This window comes from Kitasatospora sp. NPDC059648, assembly GCF_042734825.1.
Taxonomy (GTDB): domain Bacteria; phylum Actinomycetota; class Actinomycetes; order Streptomycetales; family Streptomycetaceae; genus Kitasatospora.
In genome coordinates, this window is sequence record NZ_JBHWDU010000029.1 from 1 (window position 1) to 20,086 (window position 20,086).

The following is a 20,086-nucleotide window of genomic DNA, read 5'->3' on the forward strand; positions in this document are numbered from 1 at the left end:
CGATCCCTGTCCTGACCTGCCCCTCCAGCCTAAGAGGCCCGCGCCACGCCGCGGGGCCGGGGGGGGGGCGCGGCGCAGCACGGGCCCGGGGGGGGGCGGCCCCCGGGGCCCGGGCGCGCCCGCCCCCCCCCCGCCAGTCCTCCAGGCGGCGGATCCTGGTGTGGGTGTCCGGGTGGGTGGAGAGCAGGCGCTGGCCCAGGCCCGGGCGGACGGCCCGGCCGCCGTTCTCCCGCGCGGCGATCGCCAGAGCCTGCTCCTCGTCCCGGAGGAAGCCGTGGAAGACCTCGATCATGGCGTCGGCGAACCCGAGCTCGGCGGCCTGGACGTCCGCCCGCAGCTCCGAACGGCGGCCGACCGCGGCGAGCAGGTACGGCGTGACCAGGACCAGCAGCAGCGGCGGGAAGGAGAGGGCCACGGCCGCCACCACGGCGAGCGAGACCAGCCCGACCACGAGGGCGCCGAGCAGCGAGAACACCGAGGCGATCCGGAAGGCGATCACCGCCGCGATCCGGAAGGCCGCCCAGGCGATCCGGGCCGGCATCGAGTACCAGTAACCGAGCAGGGTCGCCCAGGCGTGACCGCCGCGGTGGTGGCCGAGCTCGTGGGCGAGTACGGCGGCCAGCTGGGCGTCCGGGAGGGTCTCCAGCGCGTAGCGGGTGACGCCGACGATGTGGCCGGCGGCCGCGGTGGCGTTGACGGCCTTGTGGTCCTCGATCCACAGGTCGTAGGTGTCCGGGCTCACTCCAGCCTTGGCGGTCACCTGGTGCCAGATCGGCCCCAGCCTGGTCAGCTCGGAGTGCAGGGCCGGACGCATCCGGAACAGGTAGCGGGCGAGGACCTTCTCGGTCGGGCGATGGAAGACCAGCGCGCCGGAGGCGATCCAGGCGCCGATCAGCAGCAGGTTGAACGGCTCGGCCAGGAAGAGCGAGACGATCCCGATCACCAGCAGGCTGCACAGGAAGTGCGGGAGCTGGAACACCAGTTGGCCGATCGCGGTGGCATCGGCGCCGCGCTGGCGGGCGGCCAGGTGGATCCGGCCGGTGTGCGGGTCGATGTCGACGGTGGGGTCGAGGACCGGCGGCTGCGGCGGGGCGGGCGGCGGGGCGAAGCCCTGGGCGGGGATGCGGGGCGGTTGCTGCGGGGGCGGGGTGGGGGTGGGGTACTGCGGGGTGGGGTACTGCGGGGTGGCGGTCGGGTACTGCGGCGGGGCCGAGGCCGGGTACTGGGGCGGTACGGCCGCGCCCGGGTACGGCGGCGGGGTGGCGGTCGGGTACTGCGGCGGGGCCGAGGCCGGGTACTGGGGCGGTACGGCCGCGCCCGGGTACGGCGGCGGGGTCGCGCCGGGGGACGGCGGCGGGGCCGAGGCCGGGTACTGGGGAGCGGCCTGCGGGTGCTGCGGCGGCACGGTCGGGTACTGGGGCGGGGTTCCGGGGTGCTGCGGCGGCGGGGCGTCCGGGTAGGTCGGATCGGTCATGGTGAGGTCCTCGGGAACGGGACGCGCGCGGGGCGGCGTCCGTACGGTGCTGGGCTGTGCAGGACGGTGCGGGCGGTGCTGGACGGGGCGTGCGGCGCCGGTTCAGCCCAGGAACAGGGCGGTGACCAGCGGGAACAGGCCGGCGCCGAAGGCGAGGACGCCGACCCGGACCCAGGAGTGCTTCCGCGAGACGATCAGGCTGTTCTCCGCGAGCGCGGCGTGGACGGCCTCGGCGGCCAGGCGCTCGGTGTCGGCCAGGGCGTCGGCGAGCAGTCCCTGCTCGGCGGCCAGCCGGATGTCCCCGAAGTAGCCGAGCGGGCGGCCGGGCCGCCAGCTGCTGCGGCGGAAGCGGGGCAGCACCGCGAACAGCAGCGCGACCAGGGAGACGGTGAGGCCGAGCCCGCCGAGGGCGAGCAGCACCTTGGCGGCGCCGGAGAGCTGCTGCGGTGCCCAGCCGGTGCTGGTGAGCAGGCCGCCGAGCACCCCGACGATCACGCCGAGGGCGGCGACCAGGACGGCGGCCTTGCTGTCCGCGCGGGCGATCTCGGTGCGCAGTTCGGCGAGCAGGGCGGCGCCGGGCGGCGGTGCCGGCAGAGTGCTGGTGGGCGCGGGGGTGGTGGGTGAGGCGGACACGGTGGGCTCCTCGGGTTCACTGCGCGAGCGGAGGGTTCGGGCCCTTGTCGAGCCGGGGCCCGCCCGGGCCGGGCGAGGCCGGGCCGGCGGGCCGCTGCCGCAGGAGGGCTTCGAGCGCGGCCCTGGCGTCCTGGCGGGGGCCCTCCAGCTCGAACTCCTCCAGGGCTTTCTGGTCGAGCAGACGCTCGATCACGTGGAGCTGGCCCTGGACCAGTTCCCGCTGCTCGTCCTTCAGGTACTTGAGGGCCTCCCTCAGGTCCTCGGGGTGGGCGGCGACCTGGAGGGCCCAGGCGGTGACCCCGCCCTGCTCCAGGTGGTACTGGTAGAACTTCGCCTTCGCGGCGAGGATCTCGTGGGACTCCTCGACCTGCCGGAGGGCGTGCGGGTGCGCCTGGGTGTCGAAGTGGTAGCCGCGCAGCCGCTCCTTCTGTTCGCGGGCGGCCTGGTCGATGTCCAGCTGGACGGAGCAGCGCACCCGCAGGCCCTCGGCCTCGGCGACGGGGTACTCGTCCAGCGCCCGCTGGACGGCGGTCTCCGCCTCGCCGCTCTGGTCGGTGGTGAGGTTGCGGGTGACCGCCCGCATCCGCTGCCGGATCCGGGGGACGAGCAGCGCCGGGACGTCCCGGATCCGGCTGGCCACGACCAGCTCCGCCGCCGCCACCTGCCAGTCGATCTCCACCACGGCCTCGAAGGCGCCGACGTCGTCCCGGCCGGGCAGCCGCTCCTCGGCCCGCAGGTGGTGCAGGCCGAGGTCGACCTCGAAGGCGGCCTGGTAGCCGCGGCCGACCAGGTCGCTGAAGCCCGGGCGGTGCGGCGGCAGGTAGACCTGGTGGTCACCGGACGGCGTGGTCAGGACCAGGGCGGAGTCCGCCCGGGCGTTCGGCCGCTTGGGCAGGCCGAGCGCCCGGCCGAGCGGGTGGACCGTCAGGACCGGGTCGACGAGGTCGCCGGCGGGGAAGTCAGGGCTGTGTCGTGCCGACATGCGCGGGTGCTCCAGGATCGGGACGGGTTCGGGTGGTGCGGCTTCAGCCGCCGGGCGGGACCGGGACTGGGGCCGCCGGGCTGCCGGAGTGGACGGTGTGGACGAGGTGGTCGAGCCGTCGGCGGTCGCGCTCGGTGACGGCCAGGTCGTCGAAGAGCTCGGTGAGCCGGGCGGTGGTCTCCGGCTGGTCAGCGGCGCCGACCAGCCAGCCGCGCAGCACGCCCAGCGCCGCGTCGCGGTAGCGGCGGTCCTCCAGCGCCGTGCGCCACAGGGCGGCCAGCAGCGAGCGGACGGGCACGGGATCCTCGGGGGCGGCCAGCACCGTGACGCTGACCACGCTCCCCGGCTCGGGGCGCGGGCTGCGGGCGTACCAGTCGAGCAGCAGCGGCCGGCCGACGGCGGTGTCCTCGGTGCGCCGGGCGGCGGTCAGGAAGACGGCCAGGGCCAGCTGCCGCAGGGCGGCCGGGCCGGAGAGCCAGCGGACCAGGGCGCGCAGCACCTGCTCGGCCTCGGCGGAGAGCAGCAGCAGCTCGGCCGCTTCGAGCAGGCCGAGCACCTGGAAGCGGTCGGCCCGGTCGGGCGCCGGGGGCTGCGCGCCGGGCTGGACCTTGGCGGCTAGCTGGTCGAGCTCCTCGTCGCTCAGCCGTTCGGCGGCCAGCACGAAGGCCTCCAGGGCCTGGGCGGGCAGGAGCGGGCCGAGCAGGGCGTAGCAGCGGATGGCGGTCCAGCGGCGGCGGGCGTTGTCGTCGCCCGCCCAGCTGGACAGGATCCGCGGGACGGCGGCGGTGCCCGCGTGGTAGGCGAGGGCGAGGCTGTTGGCGGCCTGGAGGCAGAGCCGGAAGTCCTTGGCGCCGGACCAGGGGCCGAGCAGTCCGCTCATGGTGGCGGAGAGGTCGACGGAGGCCAGCAGGGCGGTGGTGGAGGCGACCCGGGCCCGTACCAGGGCGCGGGAGTCGGTGGCCAGCGCGTTGAGCCAGCCGGTGATCGCGGGGCGGGCGGAGGGGTGGCCCGTCCAGACCTCGCGCAGCAGCGTGGGTGAGGTGCGGGGGTCCAGGAACGAGGCCATCCGCTGCGGGACCGGGCCCCACGGGGTCTGTTCGATCTCCTCGGTGAGTTCGGCGCGGGCGAGGGCCATGCGCTCCTCGACCGAGCTGCCGAAGGGCGGGATGCCGTCCGGTTCCCCGGCGGTGCGGATGGTCTCCAGGCGGCGGAACAGCTTGTCGGCGCACTCGGCGGCGAGGGTGTAGGGGGCGTGGTCGAAGACGGCCAGGGAGATCAGGAACGCCTTCTCCTGGAGCGGGAGCTTGTCGTCCCCGAACCAGCGGCCGACCTTCTCCTGGACGATGCCGTGACCGAAGTCGGCGAGGTCGGAGGGGCGGTCGGTCTCGGGGGAGTAGCGGGCCAACTCGACGGCGAACTCGGCCACTTCGCGGATCGGCGGGTACTTGGCCAGGAACTCCTCGACGGGTTCCAGGGTGAGCAGGTGCCGGCCGGAGGGCAGGCCGTCCCGCAGGGCGTCCAGGTGGGCGCCGAGGACGAGCACGGGGTCGGGAGGCTGCCAGTCGACGGTGGGGAGTTCGCGGATCGCGGCGGAGCGGGTGGTGGTGACGACCAGGTAGCCGTCCTGCTTGGCGAGGGTCTCGCGCAGCCGGTCGAGGTCGGACCGGAGCAGCGGGCGGGTGCGGGGGGTGGTGTAGTCGGCGAGCAGGTAGCCCGGGGCCGGTTCGGCGCCGGTGAGCAGCGCGGTGGGGGAGACACCGGGGTCGAGGTTGCGGATCCGGCGGATGCCGAGCGTGTGCAGCAGCATCAGCGCGGCGGAGCGCCGCCCGGTGTCGGCCCGTCCGGTGAGGATCAGGACGCGCTGCTCGCGCAGCTGCTGGAGGGCCTGCTGGAAGGCCGGTCCGGGCCGGAAGACCGTGGTGAGGGCGGTGAGCTCCGCGGCGGGGACCTCGCCGGAGGCGTGCGGTGGGGCGCCGAAGGCGGAGCCGAACTGGTAGACGGTGGTCTTCGGGCCGGTGACGACGTCGCCGTGGACCTGACCGCCGGAGACGGTGTGCCGGTCGCCGCCGATCAGGTCGCCGCCGAAGTCGGGACTGCCGCCGGCGAAGAGGTAGTTGCGGCCGGCGAACCCGTCCGGGACGTGCTCCAGCAGTTCCTGGACGGCCTCCAGGGCGTTCTGCGGCTCCTCGGGCGGGGCCTCCTGGAGCTCGTCGGGGTCGAGCGGCTGGGCGGCGGCGTCCGGTTCGGCGGTGGCGGTCATCGCTCACCGCCCACCGTGTTGCCGGTGTTGACGTCGCCGTGGACCTCGCCGCCGGAGACGATGTGCTGGTCGCCGCCGATCAGGGCGCCGCCGAAGGTCGGGGTCCCGCCGAGGAACTGGAAGGTGGCGGGGGTGCGGCTCTCGGCCGGGGGCGGCGCGGGGGCGGCGGCCGGGACGGGGCTCGGGGCCTCGGCCGGCGCGGGCGCGGGTTCGCCGTGCAGCCAGGCCGTGAAGTCGCCCTCCTTGCCCTGGACGGTGACCCGGTGGAACGCCTCCGGCAGCAGTCCGCCGTGACCGTGCCGGACGATGCCCTGGTAGAGCGCGTCGGAGACGCCGAGCACGCAGGGGCCGTCCCGGTGTCGCAGCGCCTCGCGCAGGGCGGTGGAGTCCAGCAGCCGGAACGCCTGGTTGAGGTCCCAGCCGACGGCGCCGCCGAGTGCCCCGCCGAGTTCCTGGACGGCGACCTCGCCGGAGGCGAGCACGATCCGCAGCCGTACCCGGGCGCCGGCGGCCGCGAGGCGGTTGTTGGCGTGCAGCAGAGTGGGGGTCTCGTTGATCAGCGCGTGCAGCAGCCGGGGCTTGGGGACGGTGGGGCTGATCAGGGCCATCACGGAGTCGCCGCGGTCCTCCAGGCGCTGTTCGGCGGGTTCGACACCGGCGCTGCGCAGCGTCTCGTGCAGGACGGAGTAGAGCATCCGGCGCATGAACGCCTGCTCGACGTCGTCCCGCCTGCCGAACTGCTCGATGTCCAGCAGCAGGATGGTGTGGTTCACCGGGTCGGTCATGGTCGCCTCTCGGTTCGTCGTCGGGCCTCAGCCTGCCCGTTGGGGGCGTGTCGGTGTGAGCGCCGATGTGGCACTCGTTCTGTGACGGTGTGCACAGAACCTCCGTGCGGATCAGCGGACTTGACCGGGCCTCCGGAGCAGTTCGGGGCGCGCGATGACCAGTGAGCGGCGGCTGGTGACGACGATGCCGCGGTCCCGCAGGGACTTGAGCAGCCGGGCGACGGCCTCCCGGGAGGCGCCGACCGAGCCGGCCAGTTCCTGCTGACTGAGCGGGACGGACACGACGATGCCCTCGGCGGTGCGGCGGCCGTGGGTACGGGCGAGTTCCAGCAGCAGGTCGGCGAGGCGTTCGCTGACGGTGAGCGAGGCGAACTTCAGCCGGTGGTGGTCGGCGGCCCGCAGCCGGTCGGTGGAGAGCGCCAGCAGTTGCATCGAGGCCGCGGGGGTGCGCTGGAGGTAGGCGGTGAAGGCGGTCCGGTCGACGGCGCTGGCCTCGACCCGTTCCAGCGCGGTGACGGTGGCCGCCCGGGGCCTGCCGCTGAGCGCGGCGGACTCGCCGACGATGTCGCCGGGGCCGCGCAGGGCGAGCAGCGCCTCGTACCCGTTCTCGGCGGCGGCGGTCACCTTGAGCCAGCCGCGCAGGACGAGCAGCACGTGGTCGGAGGGTTCGCCCTCGCGCAGTGCGGTGGTGCGCGCGGGGTAGTCGAGCCGGCGGCCGAGGGCGAGCAGCGCGGTGCGGTCGGCGTGGTCGAGCCGGGCCAGGAAGGGCACCCGGTCGTCGAGGCCGTGACCGGTCGCGGGACCTGGTCCGCCGGGCGGCGTGTTGGCCATGCCTGATCAGCCCTCGCTGGGTTCGCCGTGGCGCGGTCGGGCTCGGGAGCGGTGGCGCGCGGGCCAACAAGTTACTAGCGAAGCGGCCGCTGCGCCGGTGAATCCGCGAATTCCCCCCGACCTTCCTCCCCCTCGCGGGGGAGGGGCGGGAACCGCTCCGGCGGGGGAGGTGGAGCGGCGGGCGGCCGAGGGAGGCTTCTGGCGTCGGGACGACGGGGCTTGCGGAAGGGGCCGGACATGAAGCGGGTACTGGGCGCGGTGGCGATCACGGCGGCGGTGGTGCTGGGGATGCAGGGGTGCCTGCCGTTCTGGGAGTCGGACGAGCACAGGACGGTCAGCTACGGAGTGACCGATCCGGTCAAGGAACTGGTGGTCGAGGGGGAGGACGGCGGGGTGGTGGTGACCGGCACCGGCGACGCGGTGCAGGTGGTCGAGCGGCAGACCTACCGGGGGGAGGCGCCGAAGACCTCCCACGAGGTGAAGGACGGCGTGCTGCGCCTGGCGTACTCCTGCTCCTCCTGCGGGGTCGGGTACGAGGTGCGGGTGCCGGCCGGTACCAAGGTGCGGATCAAGGAGGAGAACGGCGGGGTTCGGCTGGTCGGGCTGTCCGCCGAGGTGGAGGCCTCGGTGGAGAACGGCGGGGTCGAGGCGACGGGGCTGACCTCCCCGACCGCACACCTGAGCGCGACCAACGGCGGGGTGCACGCGGACTTCGCGGCGGCGCCGACGACCCTGGACGCCGAGGTGGGCAACGGCGGGGTGTGGCTGAGGGTCCCGTCCGCGGAGGCTTACACAGTGACCGCGCGGGCCCAGGACGGCGGCACGGACGTGGGCATCCCCTCCCACCCGGGTGCGGCGCACAGCATCACCGCGCGGGCGGAGACCGGTGGTGTGACGGTCAGCGGTGTCTGACCGGGCGGTGCCGGAGGTTCTGCCGGTAGGGCATGATCTTCTCCGCGGGGGCGGCTTCCCCGGGTACGGGGGAGGTGCGACGGTGGAGCGCGCGGCGCGTTGGCGGAGCCGCACGGCCGGGCTGAGCCCGTACGTGCTGGACACCTTCCTGACGGTCTGCTCGGTGGCGGTGTCGGTGTGGTCGGTCTACAACGACGACACGGACTGGCCCTGGTGGGTGTACCTGCTGGCGGTGTCCACCTCGGTGTTCCTGCCCTGGCGGCGACGCGCCTCGCTGCCCCTCCTGCTCGTCGGCAGCCTGCCCTCGCTGGTGCTGTCGGTGGTGGCGCACTCGGCGAACCCGCAGGTGCCGCTCTACGTGGTGATCGGGATGTACACGGTGGCGGAGCGCTTCCCGGACCGGCAGCGCTGGACGGTGCTGGCGGTGGTGGTGGTCGCCAACGTGATCGGCACCCACTCGCCGAACGGCGCGCTGTTCAGCGTGCTCACCTCGGTCGGCTCGTTCGTCTTCGGCGCCCTGGTGCGCACCCAGCGGCAGTTGGTCCGGGTGGAGGCGGAGCGGGCGCGGGAGGCCGGGGTGCGGGCGGCCAGCGAGGCGGCCCAGGCGGTCGCCGAGGAGCGGGCCCGGATCGCCCGGGAGATGCACGACATCCTGGCGCACGCCGTCTCCTTGATGGTCATCCAGGCCGAGGCCGGGCCGCTGGTGGTGCGCGACAACCCGGAGCGGGCGATCCGCGCCTTCGACACCATCGCCGACTCCGGCCGGGACGCGATGGTCCAACTGCGCCGGGTGCTGGGGGTTTTGAAGGACGCGGAGGCGGCCCGCGAGCTGGCGCCGCAGCCCCGGCTGGCCGAACTCGCCGACGTGGCCGAGCGGGTGCGCCGGTCCGGCCTGGGGGTCGAGCTCGAACTCGCCGACGGACTGGGCTCCCTGCCCGCCGACGTGGAGGCGGCCGCGTTCCGGATCGTGCAGGAGGCGCTGACCAACACCGTCAAGCACTCCGGGGCCGACCGGGCCGCGATCCGGGTGCGGCGCGCCGGGGAGGTGCTGGAGGTGGTGGTCTCCGACAACGGCCGAGGCGTGCCGCTGACCGCCGACCGTACGGTGGCCGGCTGGTCCGGCGGCCGCGGGCTGGTCGGCATCCGCGAGCGGGCGGCGGCCTGCGGCGGCCGGGCCGAGGCCGGACCGGGGCCGGACGGCAGGGGTTTCCTGGTGAGTGCCCGGCTGCCGCTGGGGCCGGCGGGCGTGGTGGAGAGGGTGGGCGGTTGACTTCCTCCCCCGGCCGTAGCCGGGGGATTCCCCTCAGCCTCGCGGCTGAGCCGCTGCGCGTTGGCGCTGCGGTGGGACGACTTCCTGCTTCATCGACGACTGCCCGCCCGGAGTGATCCGTTGAGGTCTTACACCGTCTCCACAGGCTGCAACTGCCAGTCCGGCGGCCAGGAGGTTGGGTGCCGCGTTCACGTCCCGGTCGTGGACCGCTCCGCAGCGGCACGTCCATTCACGGACGTTCAGGGGAATGTCGTCGCGGATGGTTCCGCAGGCCGAGCACAGCTTGGAGCTGGGGAACCACCGGTCGGCGGTGATCAGCTCGCGGCCGTACCAATCACATTTGTATTCCAGCAGGTCCGCAGCTGTCTTCTGGTGCCGCAGCGCCTGCTGCAGCGGAACGCAGGACACCTCGCAGAGGAACGCCAGCTCCTCGCTCTCCTTCCACGCCGTCAGTATCGCCGACGTGGCGTTGTAGGTCACCCGCTCCCGGCCCATCGGCCACGCGTCCGACCGGGCGGCCAGCGCCTTGTTGCAGACGAGCCGCACGCGGCCGAACGTGCGCGACAGCTCGGCCGCCTGCGCATCGGTCGGGTAGAAGCGGAACTTGGACGCCCGCTTCATGTGAGTGGCCGTCACGACACGCACGGTAACACTCGTCCGGGCGGCCACCTACTGGTGATCACCTCGCGGGACGCCACACCGCCTTGGCGGCGGTCTGGCTTTCTCTGCCCCGCTAGGCGGGAGCTTCGTTTCTCCCCCGCACGCGGGAGGTACCCCCACCCCCGGCTGAAGCCGGGGGTATCCACGAAGGAGATCTGATGACGTCAATTCGGGTGGTGGTCGCGGACGACCAGGAGCTGGTGCGGGCCGGGTTCGGGATGATCCTGGACGCCCAGCCGGACATCGAGGTGGTGGCCGAGGCCTGTGACGGCGCCGAGGCGGTCGAGGCGGTGCGCACGCACAACCCGGACGTGCTGCTGCTGGACGTCCGGATGCCGGTGATGGACGGTCTGGAGGCGGCCCGTCGGGTGTGCGGGGAGTTCCCGGCCACCAAGGTCATCATGCTGACCACCTTCGACATCGACGACTACGTCTTCGACGCGCTGTACGCGGGCGCCAGCGGCTTCCTGCTGAAGGACGTCCGGCGGGACGACCTGGCGCACGGGGTGCGGATGGTCGCCTCGGGGGAGGCGCTGCTCGCGCCCTCGGTGACCAAGCGGCTGATCGGTGAGTTCGCCGCCCGCCGGCCGGGCAGCCGGGAACGGGCGGTGCGGCCGCCGTCCAAGCTGCTGGAGCAGCTGACCCTGCGCGAGCAGGAGACGCTGCGGCTGATCGCCCGCGGGCTGTCCAACGCGGAGATCGCGGCCGAACTGGTGGTCAGCGAGCACACCGTGAAGACCCACGTCAGCAACGTGCTGAGCAAGCTCGGGCTGCGCGACCGGGTGCACGCGGTGGTGTTCGCGTACGAGGCCGGGGCGGTGGTGGCGGGGGAGTCCTGAGGAACTCCCCCGCGCGGGGGAGGTGGGGAGTTCGCCGGTGCGGGCGATCCGTGACGAGCGGTCCGGCGGACAGGCTCTGTGGTGTCGGAGCACGTCCACCGTTGGAGATCGTCAGATGAACGCCACTCGCACCGCCCGCCTCGCCAGCTACGCCGCCGTCGGCGCCCCCGCGCTGATGGCCCTCTACGGCGGGATCCGCCTGGTGCCCGGCTCGCGTCAGCCGGGCCTCGGCTGGACCGCGGGGCACACCGCGATGTTCGCCGGCCTGCTGCTGTTCGTCCCGGTGCTGCTCGCCCTGCGCGCCCTGCTCGCCCCGCGCGGCACCACGGCCGGGAGGCTGGCCGCGAACGCCGCGCTGGGGACGGCGTTCGCGGGTCTGCTGGCCTCGCTGGTCCAGATCGGGATCGACCTGTGCGTCGGTGTGCTCTCGGCGACCAAGGACGAGCAGTCACGGCTGTTCGGGCGGATCCAGGACGTCCCCGGGGTGCTCCCGGCCGTGTACCAGGTCGGCCCGCTGCTGTTCTACGTCGGCCTGCTGGCCCTGCTGGTCGCCGCCTCGGTGGGGGCCGGCCGGACGCTGCGCTGGTGGAGCCCGGTGCTGATGCTGGTCGGCACGGTCGCCACGGCGGCCGACCTGGCCTTCATCCCGCTCGCGGCCGTCTGCTACCTCGGCGCCCTCGCCCCGCTGACCCGGCCGGCCGCCGCCCTGCGCCCGGCGCTGGCCTGACTGTCGGCGGCCCGGCCGGCGGCGGGCCGTCAGCTCATCCGGAACACCGGCCCGCGCGGGGTGAACGGCAGCCCGGCGCCGCGCGGGACGAGGAAGGCGTGCTCGCGGCGCACCCGCAGCACGTCGCACTCGCCGTCGGTGATCACCAGGACGGGCGCGCCGGGCGGGAAGTCCTCGGCCCGCTCCAGCAGGTCGATGCCCGGCTGGAGGACGGTGCCGCCCCGCCCGTGCACCCGGAGCCGCCCGGCGATCTCCTCGACCGGGAGGTACCCGGCGTCGTGCGGGGCGGCGTCGCAGTGCACCACCCGGGCGGCCGGGACGTCCCTGGCGGCGGCGTACGAGGCGATCGCGCCGAGCGCCTTGCCGAGCAGCGTCCGGTCCATCGAGCCCGAGGTGTCCAGGACGACCCCGAAGGTGCAGCGCGGGACCTCCTCCTCGGGGCGGTAGCGGCCGGCCCGGGGGATGTCCGGGGTGGCGGACTGCCGGCGGGCCGGGCGGAAGTAGCTGCGCACCGGCTCCGGGCTCGGCACGAACTCGTCGAACCAGCGCGCCAACCGGGCGTCCCAGGACAGCGGTGGGTGGGCGAGCGCGCGGATCTCCTCGACCAGCCCGGCCGGGAGCAGGCCGCGTGCGCGCCGGTGCAGCTCGAACCCCTGCTGCAGCCCGCGCCGGTAGAAGTCGTCGAGGTCCACGTAGGGGCGCCGCTCGCGGGCCGGCGGTTCGCCGAGGACGTCCGGGCGGTTCTTCCCGGCCAGGGTGGCGAGGCGGCGGATCCGGCGCTGGTCGTGGGCGATCCGGTCGTACACCTCCTCGGCCGACAGGCCCTCCAACCGGGGGTCGTGCAGCAGCCCTTCGGGCATCTCGCCGACGCCCATCTCCAGCAGCCAGCCGTTGATGACGTAGTCGGCGGCCACGTTGAACAGGAACGGGTCCCGCCCGCCGCGGCGCTCGCCGTGCCGCAGGGCGGCGTGCAGGATCTCGTGCCCGAGGATGAACCGCCACTCCTCGTCGGAGTGGTGGCGCAGCGGGTTGACGTAGATCTCGCCGACCTCGGCGTTGACCGCCGCGACGGCGATGTCGTGCGCCCGGGCGAGTTCGGCGTCGGCCACGACGGTGAGACCGGCCGCGATGCCGCCGAGCAGCGGGTACGAGGAGACGAACCAGCCGAGCGCCCTGGTCCAGGGCCGCTCGGGCAGGCGCTCGCCGGTCTCGGCGTCGATCCGCCCGCCGGCCCGGTCCATCGCGGCCGACATGGTGCGGGTGAGGGCCGCCGCGAAGGACGCCTGCCAGTCCTCGGGGACCTGGCCGTGGCCGCGCCACTCGACCAGCAGCTGGTCGCAAGCGCCGGCGCCGGCGGTGCCGGCCGTCCCGGCGGCCCCGGCCGGAGGCAGGCCGTCGCGGCGCCAGAGGGCGGCCAGCTCCTCCTCGTCGCCGCCCGGGTACGCCTGGGGGAGCGCGACCGGGGCGCGGCCGACCGGAAAGGTGGCGAGGAAGCGGTTGACCACCGCGCAGCGGGCGGCCGCCGTGTGCGGGTCGGGCTGGACCCGGGTGCCGCGGGCGGCCGGGAGGTGGCCGAAGCCGAGGTGCAGCAGGCAGTGGGCCACCACCCAGGCCCACTCCTCGGGTTCGGCCCGGCGGCGCGGGTCGACGTGCACGGTGCCGTCGGAGTCGACCACCGCCCAGCCGTCCGGCGGGGCGGTGGCGCAGTCCTGGGTGCGGCAGAGGTCGGCGCGCAGGGCGGCGAACGCCGGGTTGCCGCGCAGCAGGCGGACGCCCTCGGTGAAGGCCTCGGCGCCCGGGTCCGGCTTCTTCGAGGCGGAGGGCTTCACCGGCTTCACCGGCGGGCCTCGACCAGCCGGGGCATGTCCCGGGCGGCCTCGACCAGGAACCAGGAGGGCAGCACCGGGTTGCCGTCCGCGCCGTCGGCGATCACCGTCTGGGCGACCTCCACCGAGATCTCGGCCAGTTGCACCAGCAGCGACTTGGCCCGGAAGGCGGTCTGCCGCTGCGCCCCGGAGGCGTGCTCCTTGCGGGCGGGCAGCTCCTTGACCAGGCGGCCGCGGAAGGCGTCGGCCAGGTAGTAGAGTAGGTCGCGGTCCTCCAGCCGGTGCGGCCAGCGGGCGTCGCCCTTGATGATCGCCTCCAGGCCGTAGGAGTTGCGGACGATCTTCGCGTAGCCGCAGAAGGCGACCGCGTGCTGCGCGCTGAGCAGTCCGTGCGCGACGACCTTGAGGGTCTCCCCGTCCAGGGGCGGGCCGAAGGAGTGCAGCGCGTCGGAGAGCATGTGCCAGGCGCGCGGGGTGGAGAACGGCTCCTCGGTCTTGGGCGGGGCGGACCACAGGTGGTCGGGCCGGTCGGTGAGGTGGTCGACGATCCAGGGGTGGATGCCGGCGTCGGCCGCCCAGCGCAGCCAGTCCCCGGCGCTGGCCCGCAGATGGACGTGGACCATGCGGTTGACCAGCGCGGACGCCATCGGGCGGGCGAGCGCGCCGTCGGTGGCGCGGTTCCCGGCGCCGATGACCACGGAGCCGGGCGGCAGTTCGTACGAGCCGATCCGGCGGTCCAGGATCAGCGAGTAGAAGGCCTTCTGGACGTCGGGCGAGGCCGCGTTGAGCTCGTCCAGGAACAGGCAGTACGGCTCGTCGCGGGCGATCTGCTCGGGCGGACAGAACCGGGAGCGGCCCTCCGGGGTGAGCTGCGGGACACCGATCAGGTCCTCCGGGGCGAGCTGGGTGCCGACCAGGCTCACGCACTCCAGCCCCAGCGACTCGGCGAACGCCCTGACCAGGGAGGACTTTCCGATCCCGGGTGCGCCCCAGAGGAACACGGGGCGGACGGTGGCCAGGCCGAGCAACAGCTCGGGGACCTGGGCGGGCGAGACGCTGACTGCTCCCTGCACGGGGCTCCTTCACGGCAGCGGTGGGTGACCGGCCCAGTGTGCGGCGGGAGTTGACCGGGCGCACCGGATTTTCGGTGGCCGCGGGCGGGGCGGCGGCCGTACCGTCCCGCATATGAACGCGAAGCGCCCCCTGATCGCCGTGCTCACCGGTGCGGGCATCTCGACCGACTCCGGCATCCCCGACTACCGCGGCCCGCAGGGCCTGTGGCAGAAGGACCCGTCGGCGCAGAAGCTCGTGACGATCGGCCCGTACCTGGCCGACCCCCAGGTGCGCGAGCGGGCCTGGCTCTTGCGTCGCGACGCCGGGGCGCTGGCCGCCGAGCCGAACGCCGGGCACCGCGCGCTGGTCGACCTGGAGCGCTCCGGGCTGCCGGTGCGGGTGCTCACCCAGAACGTGGACGGGCTGCACCAGCGGGCCGGCCTGCCCGCCCGCAAGGTGCTCGAACTGCACGGCACCGCGCGGGAGGTGCAGTGCGTGAGCTGCCGGGTGATCGGGTCGATGGAGGAGGCGCTGGCGCGGGTCGAGGCGGGGGAGCCCGATCCGGCGTGCCGCGAGTGCGGGGGGATCCTCAAGCCGCGGACGGTGATGTTCGGGGAGAACCTGGACCCGGTGGTGCTCCAGCAGGCGGACGCGATCGCCAAGGCCTGCGACATCTTCGTCGCGGTGGGCACCAGCCTCCAGGTCTACCCGGTGGCTGCGCTGCCGCAGATCGCGGTGGAGGGCGGTGCCCGGCTGATCGTCATGAACGGCGAGCCGACCCCCTTCGACGAGGCCGCGACCGAAGTGATCCGGGAGCCGATCTCCACCGCGCTGCCCGAGCTGGTGCGGCGGCTGGTCATGGAACGGGCGTGAGGACCCTTTACGGACGTACCGCGTGCATACGATGATCTTCCTGGCTTCCCCTCACGGCCTGGAGTTCGACCGATGACGACGACGGCGAAGTTCGACCCCTGGTCGGCGGCGTTCGTGGCCCACCCGTACGACGCGTACGCCGAACTGCGCGAGCACGCGCCGGTGGTGTACCACGAGCCGACGAACCAGTGGCTCGTCTCGCGCCACGAGGACGTCAGCGCGCTGCTGCGCGACCGGCGGCTCGGCCGCACGTACACGCACCGGTTCAGCCACCAGGAGTTCGGCCGCCCCGAACCCGACCCGGCGCACGAGCCCTTCCACACCCTCAACGACCACGGGCTGCTCGACCTGGAGGCGCCCGACCACACCCGGATCCGCCGCCTGGTCTCCAAGGCCTTCACCCCGCGCATGGTCGAGGGGCTGCGGCCGACCGTCCGGCGCCTGGCCGGGGAGCTGGTCGACGGGCTGCTTGCGGCCGGCGGCGGGGACCTGATCGCCGCCGTCGCCGAGCCGCTGCCGGTCGCCGTGATCGCCGAGATGCTCGGCGTGCCGGAGGGGGACCGGCACCTGCTGCGCCCCTGGTCGGCCGACATCACCGGGATGTTCGAGCTCAACCCGAGCGAGGAGGTCGCCCGCCGGGCCGTCACCGCGAGCACCGAGTTCTCCGACTACCTGCGTGCCCTGATCCGCGAACGCCGGGCGAACCCGGGTGAGGACCTGATCAGCGCGCTGATCCAGGCCCAGGAGGGCTCCGACGCGCTCAGCGAGCAGGAGATGGTCTCCACCTGCGTGCTGCTGCTCAACGCCGGCCACGAGGCGACCGTCAACACCACCGGCAACGGCTGGTGGGCGCTGTTCCGCAACCCCGGCGAACTCGCCCGGCTGCGCGGTGACGTGGACGGGCTGCTGCCCACCGCCGTCGAGGAACTGATGCGCTGGGACACCCCGCTGCAGATGTTCGAGCGCTGGGTGCTGGAGGACATCGAGGTCCGCGGCGTCACCGTCCCGCGCGGCGCGGAGATCGCCCTGCTCTTCGGCTCCGCCAACCGCGACCCGCAGCGCTTCGCCGACCCCGACCGGCTCGACCTCGGCCGCACCGACAACCCGCACATCACCTTCGGCGCCGGAATCCACTTCTGCCTGGGCGCGCCGCTCGCCAGACTGGAGCTCACCGAGTCCTTCGGCACGCTGCTGCGCCGGGCCCCGGGCCTGCGGCTGGTCCGCGAGCCCGAGTGGAACCCGGGCTACGTGATCCGAGGGCTCAAGGAACTGCTGGTCGAGGTCTGAGGACCGAGGGGGGAGAAGGCCGTGGGCAAGGCGACAGGGGCGCTGCTGGGGCTGGCGATCGGCGATGCGATCGGCCGGGTGACCGAGTTCAAGAGCGTCGAGGAGATCGCCGCCGTCGAGCCCGACTGGCGGCGGCTCCCGCTGCCGGAGAAGGCGTTGGTCACCGACGACACCCAGATGACGCTCGCCCTCGCCCGTGGCTTGCGCACCGCCCTCTCGCGCGGGCCGCTGACGCCGCTGCGCCTGGAGCGGCCGGTCCGCGAGGAGTTCGTCGACTGGTGGCGCTCCCCGCAGAACAACCGCGCCCCCGGCATGACCTGCCTGCGCGCCTGCGAGCGGCTCAGCCACGACGAGTACCGCTGGCAGCAGGCCAGCGACGTCGGCTCCAAGGGCTGCGGCGCCAACATGCGGGTCGCCCCGATCGGGCTGATCCGCGAGCTGGACGCCCGGCAGCTCTCCGGCGCGGCACAGCTGCAGTCCGCGCTCACCCACGGCCACCCGACCGCCCTCGCCGCCGGCGACCTCACCGCGTACGCCGTGCGCAAGCTCGCCGAGGGCGTCCCGCCCGCCGGACTGCCCGCGGTGCTGCGGGCGTACGCGCTGGCGAGCCGCGAGCGCTACGACGAGTTCTGGCTCGGCGACCTCGCCGCGCGCTGGTACGGCTCCTCCCCGCAGGCCGTGCTCGCCCGCGGCTGGGACGACTGCCTCAAGGTCCTCGACCAGCTGCAGGCCGCGCTCGCCGCCCCGGACCCGGAAACCGACCCCTGCCTGGCCACCGGCGAGGGCTGGGTCGCCGAGGAGGCCTTCGGCACCGGCCTGCTCTGCTTCCTGCTGCTGCCCGACGACCCGGTGGCCGCCGTCCGCCGGGCCGCCTACTCCAGCGGCGACTCCGACTCCCTTGCCTGCCTGGCCGGCGCCTTCGCCGGCGCGTACCACGGCGAGGCGGTCTGGCCCGGGGAGTGGGTCGAGCGGATCGAGCACCGGGACGAGCTGCTGGAGTTCGGCGCCCTCTGGGACTGAGGGATCAGGGTTGGGGCGCTCCGGGGTCGGCCGGGTACAGCTTGACCAGGTGGGGCGTCAGGCCGAGGAACGCCAGCGACCGCACCTCGCCGTACGTCGCGAGCCGGTGGCCGATGCGGTGCACGGAGTCCGGACCGAACAGTTCGTCGAAGTAATCCAGTTGCTCGATGCTGGGCGGCAGTGAACGCAGCGAGGCGAGCAGCGCCGACAGCGCGTCCGGCAGCTTGGAGAACTGCGCGGGCTCCGTGACCCCCTTGACCTCCACCACCACGGGGAACGGGTACGGCGCGGCCTCCCCGCACGCACTCACGAGCCTCATCACGCACCGCCTTCCGGGCCCACCAGAGCCCAAATGATCTTTCCAATGCCTTCCGGCCGAGGCGCGCAGCCCTACTCCACGGACAGGGCCTCCACCAGCCACAACCCATTGCCCCGAGAGGTCGTCCGGGCTGGCCGCACGCCGGATCACCGGCTTCTCGCTGCTCGCGTCGTGCACTTCGATCCGAAGGTGGCCGCAGACCAGCTCGAAGCGCACGGCGATCTCGCACCCGGGCGAAACCCGTGCGTGCCTTACCGAGGTGAACTGGAGGAGGCTGTTTCCGTCGCCGGGCCAGCCTTCGAGGCCGAGCGGATGTCGCTGCCGTCGCTGCTCATGATCGCTGGAGAACTGGACCAGGAACTCCGGACGAACTACCCGCAGGAGGTCCTGACCAGGCAGTTCCGTGAGCAGTTGGTCACCATCGGGGCGGAGAGCAAACCCGCCCTCCCGTTCTAGGCGTCCTCAGAAGTGCGAAGCATTGAGCAGCCCGGGAGGCGACCGAGCATGGCCAGGCGTGACTACGAAGACGATCCGAACGCCCCCGAGCCCAACAGCCTGGTTCCGGCTGCTTCTGTGGTCGTGATGGACGAGACCGGCCGAGTCCTGCTGCAGCGGCGCACCGACAACGGCATGTGGGCACTGCCCGGCGGAAAGATGGAGCTGGGCGAATCCCTCGCGGGATGCGGGATCCGGGAGACCCGCGAGGAGACCGGTATCGAGATCGAGATCACCGGGATCGTCGGCACCTATACGAACCCGGGCCATGTCTTCGCGTACGACGACGGAGAGGTCCGCCGGGAGTTCTCCATCTGCCTACTCGGACGGGCCGTCGGTGGCACCCTCCGCACCTCGGACGAGTCCTTCGAGGTCGCCTGGTTCCACCCGGACGAGGTGGGCGCGCTACCCATGGTCACCAGCATCCGTAAGCGGCTCGATGACTGGCGAAGCGGTCAGATTCCTGTGGTTCGGTAGCCGAGGCGGAACCCGATCGCGGGGCGGCGCGTCGAAGGGCCATGACGAACAGCCGCACCGGAAACCGTCGTCGCGCCGCCGTGCTCCTCGCCGCCGTGCTCGCCGCGCCGCTGCTCAGCGGCTGCGGCAGCACCGGGGCCGCCACCGGCACCGAGCTGAAGGCCTCCGCGCCGGCCGGCCGGCCCGCCGTGGACCCGGCCCAGATGGCCGCCACCGCGCAGGCCACCGACGCCTTCGGGCTGGACCTCCTGCACGCTCTCACCGCGAAGCCGGACGGTGCCGGGCGCAACACGGTGGTCTCGCCCGTCGGGCTGGCCACCGTGCTCGGGATGCTGATGCCCGGGGCGCGCGGCGAGACCGCCGACGAACTCGCCAAGGCCCTGCACACCGGACTCGACCCGAAGCAGTACGCGCTCGCCGTCGGTGCGCTCGACCAGCGGACGAAGAACGGGGACCAGCTCACCCTGCGCCAGGCCGACGAGGTCTGGACGCAGCAGGGCTTCCCGGTCGAGCCCGACTACCTGGCCGCGCTCGCGGCCGCCTTCGACGCTGGGGTGCACACCACCGACTTCAAGAATGATCCCGAAGGCAGCCGCAAGGCGGTCAACGCGGTCGTGGAGAAGGCCACCGAGGGACGGATCAAGGACCTCTTCGCCCCGAAGACGATCAACCCGGACACCCGGCTGGTCCTCACCGACGCGCTCTACCTCAAGGCCAAGTGGGCCTCCGAGTTCAAGCCCTCGAACACCGAAGACCGCCCGTTCCACAAGCTCGACGGCACCGTGCCGAACGTCTCGACGATGAGCCAGACCGGCGGGTTCAAGTACGCCGACGGCTCCGGCGGGATCGTCGGAGAGCCCTGGCAGGCCGTCGAACTCCCTTACGCGGACGGCAACCTGGCGATGGACCTGATCGTCCCCGCGCAGGGCGGCTTCGCGGCCTTCACCAAGGGACTGGACCAGCCCCAGCTCGACCGGATCCTCGGCGCGCTCGCCGAGCGGCCCGTCGACCTGCAGCTGCCGCGCTTCCACTTCGACACGTCCAACGAGCTCACCCCCGCGCTGCGCTCGCTCGGCGTCCACTCGGTCTTCGACGACGCGGACCTCAGCGGCATCGCCAAGGAGCCGCCGCTCGCCGTCAGCACGGTCGTCCAGAAGGCCACCGTGCAGGTCGACGAGGAGGGGACGGTCGCGGCGGCCGGCAGCGGCGTAGGGCTCGTCGCCGGGGCGGCGCCCGCTCCGCGCGACCCCGCCCAGCTGCACATCGACCGGCCGTTCCTGTTCCTGGTCCGGGACACCTCCACCGGCCGGCCGCTGTTCCTCGGCCAAGTCACCGACCCGCAGGCGAAGTAGGGCCGCTCACC

The 20,086-nt window shown here is 73.7% G+C and carries 20 protein-coding genes; 10 read left to right on the forward strand and 10 right to left on the reverse strand.

From position 1 onward, the window contains the following. The 6 genes from ACFV1W_RS18935 to ACFV1W_RS18960 all read right to left on the reverse strand — a co-directional run. The coding region (locus tag ACFV1W_RS18935) for a M48 family metalloprotease (RefSeq protein WP_380417951.1) at positions 1-1,474 on the reverse strand (1,474 nt) is incomplete at its 3' end. Between the two features lie 102 nt (positions 1,475-1,576). Next, a complete protein-coding gene (locus ACFV1W_RS18940) occupies positions 1,577-2,107 on the reverse strand; it encodes a Pycsar system effector family protein (protein ID WP_380417953.1) in 531 nt (176 codons plus the stop codon). 16 nt (positions 2,108-2,123) lie between these two features. Beyond that, complete coding sequence (locus tag ACFV1W_RS18945) at positions 2,124-3,089, reverse strand: hypothetical protein (RefSeq protein ID WP_380417955.1); 966 nt, start codon at positions 3,087-3,089, stop codon at positions 2,124-2,126. Between the two features lie 43 nt (positions 3,090-3,132). Then, a complete protein-coding gene (locus ACFV1W_RS18950) occupies positions 3,133-5,349 on the reverse strand; it encodes a hypothetical protein (RefSeq protein ID WP_380417957.1) in 2,217 nt (738 codons plus the stop codon). After that, positions 5,346-6,134, reverse strand: a complete 789-nt coding sequence (locus ACFV1W_RS18955) for a hypothetical protein (RefSeq protein ID WP_380417959.1) — start codon at positions 6,132-6,134, stop codon at positions 5,346-5,348. The genes ACFV1W_RS18950 and ACFV1W_RS18955 overlap by 4 nt, the downstream gene beginning before the upstream one ends. A 111-nt stretch (positions 6,135-6,245) precedes the next feature. Then, complete coding sequence (locus tag ACFV1W_RS18960; RefSeq protein WP_380417961.1) at positions 6,246-6,965, reverse strand: Crp/Fnr family transcriptional regulator; 720 nt, start codon at positions 6,963-6,965, stop codon at positions 6,246-6,248. Positions 6,966-7,202: 237 nt separating this feature from the next. Here ACFV1W_RS18960 and ACFV1W_RS18965 point away from each other — a divergent pair, with 237 nt between their 5' ends. Together ACFV1W_RS18965 and ACFV1W_RS18970 are read left to right on the forward strand one after the other, a co-directional pair. Next, positions 7,203-7,877, forward strand: a complete 675-nt coding sequence (locus ACFV1W_RS18965) for a hypothetical protein (protein ID WP_380417963.1) — start codon at positions 7,203-7,205, stop codon at positions 7,875-7,877. A gap of 82 nt (positions 7,878-7,959) precedes the next feature. Then, complete coding sequence (locus ACFV1W_RS18970; protein WP_380417965.1) at positions 7,960-9,147, forward strand: sensor histidine kinase; 1,188 nt, start codon at positions 7,960-7,962, stop codon at positions 9,145-9,147. Between the two features lie 33 nt (positions 9,148-9,180). On the opposite strand, the gene ACFV1W_RS18975 is transcribed toward ACFV1W_RS18970, so the two are convergent. After that, entirely contained in the window at positions 9,181-9,768 is a 588-nt protein-coding gene (locus tag ACFV1W_RS18975) for a zinc ribbon domain-containing protein (protein ID WP_380418057.1), read from the reverse strand. Between the two features lie 197 nt (positions 9,769-9,965). Between ACFV1W_RS18975 and ACFV1W_RS18980 the strand changes: the two genes are divergently transcribed. Together ACFV1W_RS18980 and ACFV1W_RS18985 are read left to right on the forward strand one after the other, a co-directional pair. Beyond that, a complete protein-coding gene (locus tag ACFV1W_RS18980) occupies positions 9,966-10,646 on the forward strand; it encodes a response regulator (RefSeq protein WP_380417967.1) in 681 nt (226 codons plus the stop codon). A gap of 115 nt (positions 10,647-10,761) precedes the next feature. Further along, complete coding sequence (locus ACFV1W_RS18985; protein ID WP_380417969.1) at positions 10,762-11,373, forward strand: hypothetical protein; 612 nt, start codon at positions 10,762-10,764, stop codon at positions 11,371-11,373. A gap of 29 nt (positions 11,374-11,402) precedes the next feature. On the opposite strand, the gene ACFV1W_RS18990 is transcribed toward ACFV1W_RS18985, so the two are convergent. Then, positions 11,403-13,202, reverse strand: coding sequence for a hypothetical protein (locus ACFV1W_RS18990; RefSeq protein ID WP_380417971.1), 1,800 nt, complete (start codon positions 13,200-13,202; stop codon positions 11,403-11,405). A 5-nt stretch (positions 13,203-13,207) separates the two neighbouring features. After that, the gene (locus ACFV1W_RS18995) at positions 13,208-14,272 is read right to left on the reverse strand and encodes an ATP-binding protein (RefSeq protein WP_380417973.1); all 1,065 of its coding nucleotides are present in this window, start codon (positions 14,270-14,272) and stop codon (positions 13,208-13,210) included. A 112-nt stretch (positions 14,273-14,384) separates the two neighbouring features. Here ACFV1W_RS18995 and ACFV1W_RS19000 point away from each other — a divergent pair, with 112 nt between their 5' ends. The 3 genes from ACFV1W_RS19000 to ACFV1W_RS19010 all read left to right on the forward strand — a co-directional run bounded on the left by ACFV1W_RS19000 (position 14,385) and on the right by ACFV1W_RS19010 (position 17,432). After that, on the forward strand, positions 14,385-15,125 hold the full coding sequence (locus ACFV1W_RS19000) for an NAD-dependent deacetylase (protein ID WP_380417975.1): 741 nt from the start codon (positions 14,385-14,387) through the stop codon (positions 15,123-15,125). Between the two features lie 72 nt (positions 15,126-15,197). Further along, complete coding sequence (locus ACFV1W_RS19005) at positions 15,198-16,412, forward strand: cytochrome P450 (protein WP_380417977.1); 1,215 nt, start codon at positions 15,198-15,200, stop codon at positions 16,410-16,412. A gap of 21 nt (positions 16,413-16,433) precedes the next feature. Next, on the forward strand, positions 16,434-17,432 hold the full coding sequence (locus ACFV1W_RS19010; RefSeq protein WP_380417979.1) for an ADP-ribosylglycohydrolase family protein: 999 nt from the start codon (positions 16,434-16,436) through the stop codon (positions 17,430-17,432). Positions 17,433-17,436: 4 nt separating this feature from the next. On the opposite strand, the gene ACFV1W_RS19015 is transcribed toward ACFV1W_RS19010, so the two are convergent. Further along, the gene (locus tag ACFV1W_RS19015) at positions 17,437-17,751 is read right to left on the reverse strand and encodes a hypothetical protein (protein ID WP_380417981.1); all 315 of its coding nucleotides are present in this window, start codon (positions 17,749-17,751) and stop codon (positions 17,437-17,439) included. Positions 17,752-17,940: 189 nt separating this feature from the next. Between ACFV1W_RS19015 and ACFV1W_RS19020 the strand changes: the two genes are divergently transcribed. The 3 genes from ACFV1W_RS19020 to ACFV1W_RS19030 are packed head-to-tail and all read left to right on the forward strand — an operon-like array spanning position 17,941 to position 20,075. Continuing rightward, positions 17,941-18,207 (forward strand): hypothetical protein, encoded by a 267-nt coding sequence (locus ACFV1W_RS19020; RefSeq protein WP_380417983.1) that lies wholly within the window; start codon positions 17,941-17,943, stop codon positions 18,205-18,207. Between the two features lie 48 nt (positions 18,208-18,255). Beyond that, positions 18,256-18,723 (forward strand): NUDIX hydrolase, encoded by a 468-nt coding sequence (locus ACFV1W_RS19025; protein ID WP_380417985.1) that lies wholly within the window; start codon positions 18,256-18,258, stop codon positions 18,721-18,723. 41 nt (positions 18,724-18,764) lie between these two features. After that, complete coding sequence (locus ACFV1W_RS19030; protein ID WP_380417987.1) at positions 18,765-20,075, forward strand: serpin family protein; 1,311 nt, start codon at positions 18,765-18,767, stop codon at positions 20,073-20,075. The last annotated feature ends 11 nt before the right edge of the window (positions 20,076-20,086 follow it).

Excerpts from the sequence above, each read along its gene's own strand:
- ACFV1W_RS18945 (WP_380417955.1), bottom strand. The coding sequence starts at position 3,089 with ATGTCGGCACGACACAGCCCTGACTTCCCCGCCGGCGACCTCGTCGAC.
- ACFV1W_RS18950 (WP_380417957.1), bottom strand. The coding sequence starts at position 5,349 with ATGACCGCCACCGCCGAACCGGACGCCGCCGCCCAGCCGCTCGACCCC.
- ACFV1W_RS18955 (WP_380417959.1), bottom strand. The coding sequence starts at position 6,134 with ATGACCGACCCGGTGAACCACACCATCCTGCTGCTGGACATCGAGCAG.
- ACFV1W_RS18960 (WP_380417961.1), bottom strand. The coding sequence starts at position 6,965 with ATGGCCAACACGCCGCCCGGCGGACCAGGTCCCGCGACCGGTCACGGC.
- ACFV1W_RS18965 (WP_380417963.1), top strand. The coding sequence starts at position 7,203 with ATGAAGCGGGTACTGGGCGCGGTGGCGATCACGGCGGCGGTGGTGCTG.
- ACFV1W_RS18975 (WP_380418057.1), bottom strand. The coding sequence starts at position 9,768 with ATGAAGCGGGCGTCCAAGTTCCGCTTCTACCCGACCGATGCGCAGGCG.
- ACFV1W_RS18980 (WP_380417967.1), top strand. The coding sequence starts at position 9,966 with ATGACGTCAATTCGGGTGGTGGTCGCGGACGACCAGGAGCTGGTGCGG.
- ACFV1W_RS18985 (WP_380417969.1), top strand. The coding sequence starts at position 10,762 with ATGAACGCCACTCGCACCGCCCGCCTCGCCAGCTACGCCGCCGTCGGC.
- ACFV1W_RS19000 (WP_380417975.1), top strand. The coding sequence starts at position 14,385 with ATGAACGCGAAGCGCCCCCTGATCGCCGTGCTCACCGGTGCGGGCATC.
- ACFV1W_RS19005 (WP_380417977.1), top strand. The coding sequence starts at position 15,198 with ATGACGACGACGGCGAAGTTCGACCCCTGGTCGGCGGCGTTCGTGGCC.
- ACFV1W_RS19015 (WP_380417981.1), bottom strand. The coding sequence starts at position 17,751 with ATGAGGCTCGTGAGTGCGTGCGGGGAGGCCGCGCCGTACCCGTTCCCC.
- ACFV1W_RS19025 (WP_380417985.1), top strand. The coding sequence starts at position 18,256 with ATGGCCAGGCGTGACTACGAAGACGATCCGAACGCCCCCGAGCCCAAC.
- ACFV1W_RS19030 (WP_380417987.1), top strand. The coding sequence starts at position 18,765 with ATGACGAACAGCCGCACCGGAAACCGTCGTCGCGCCGCCGTGCTCCTC.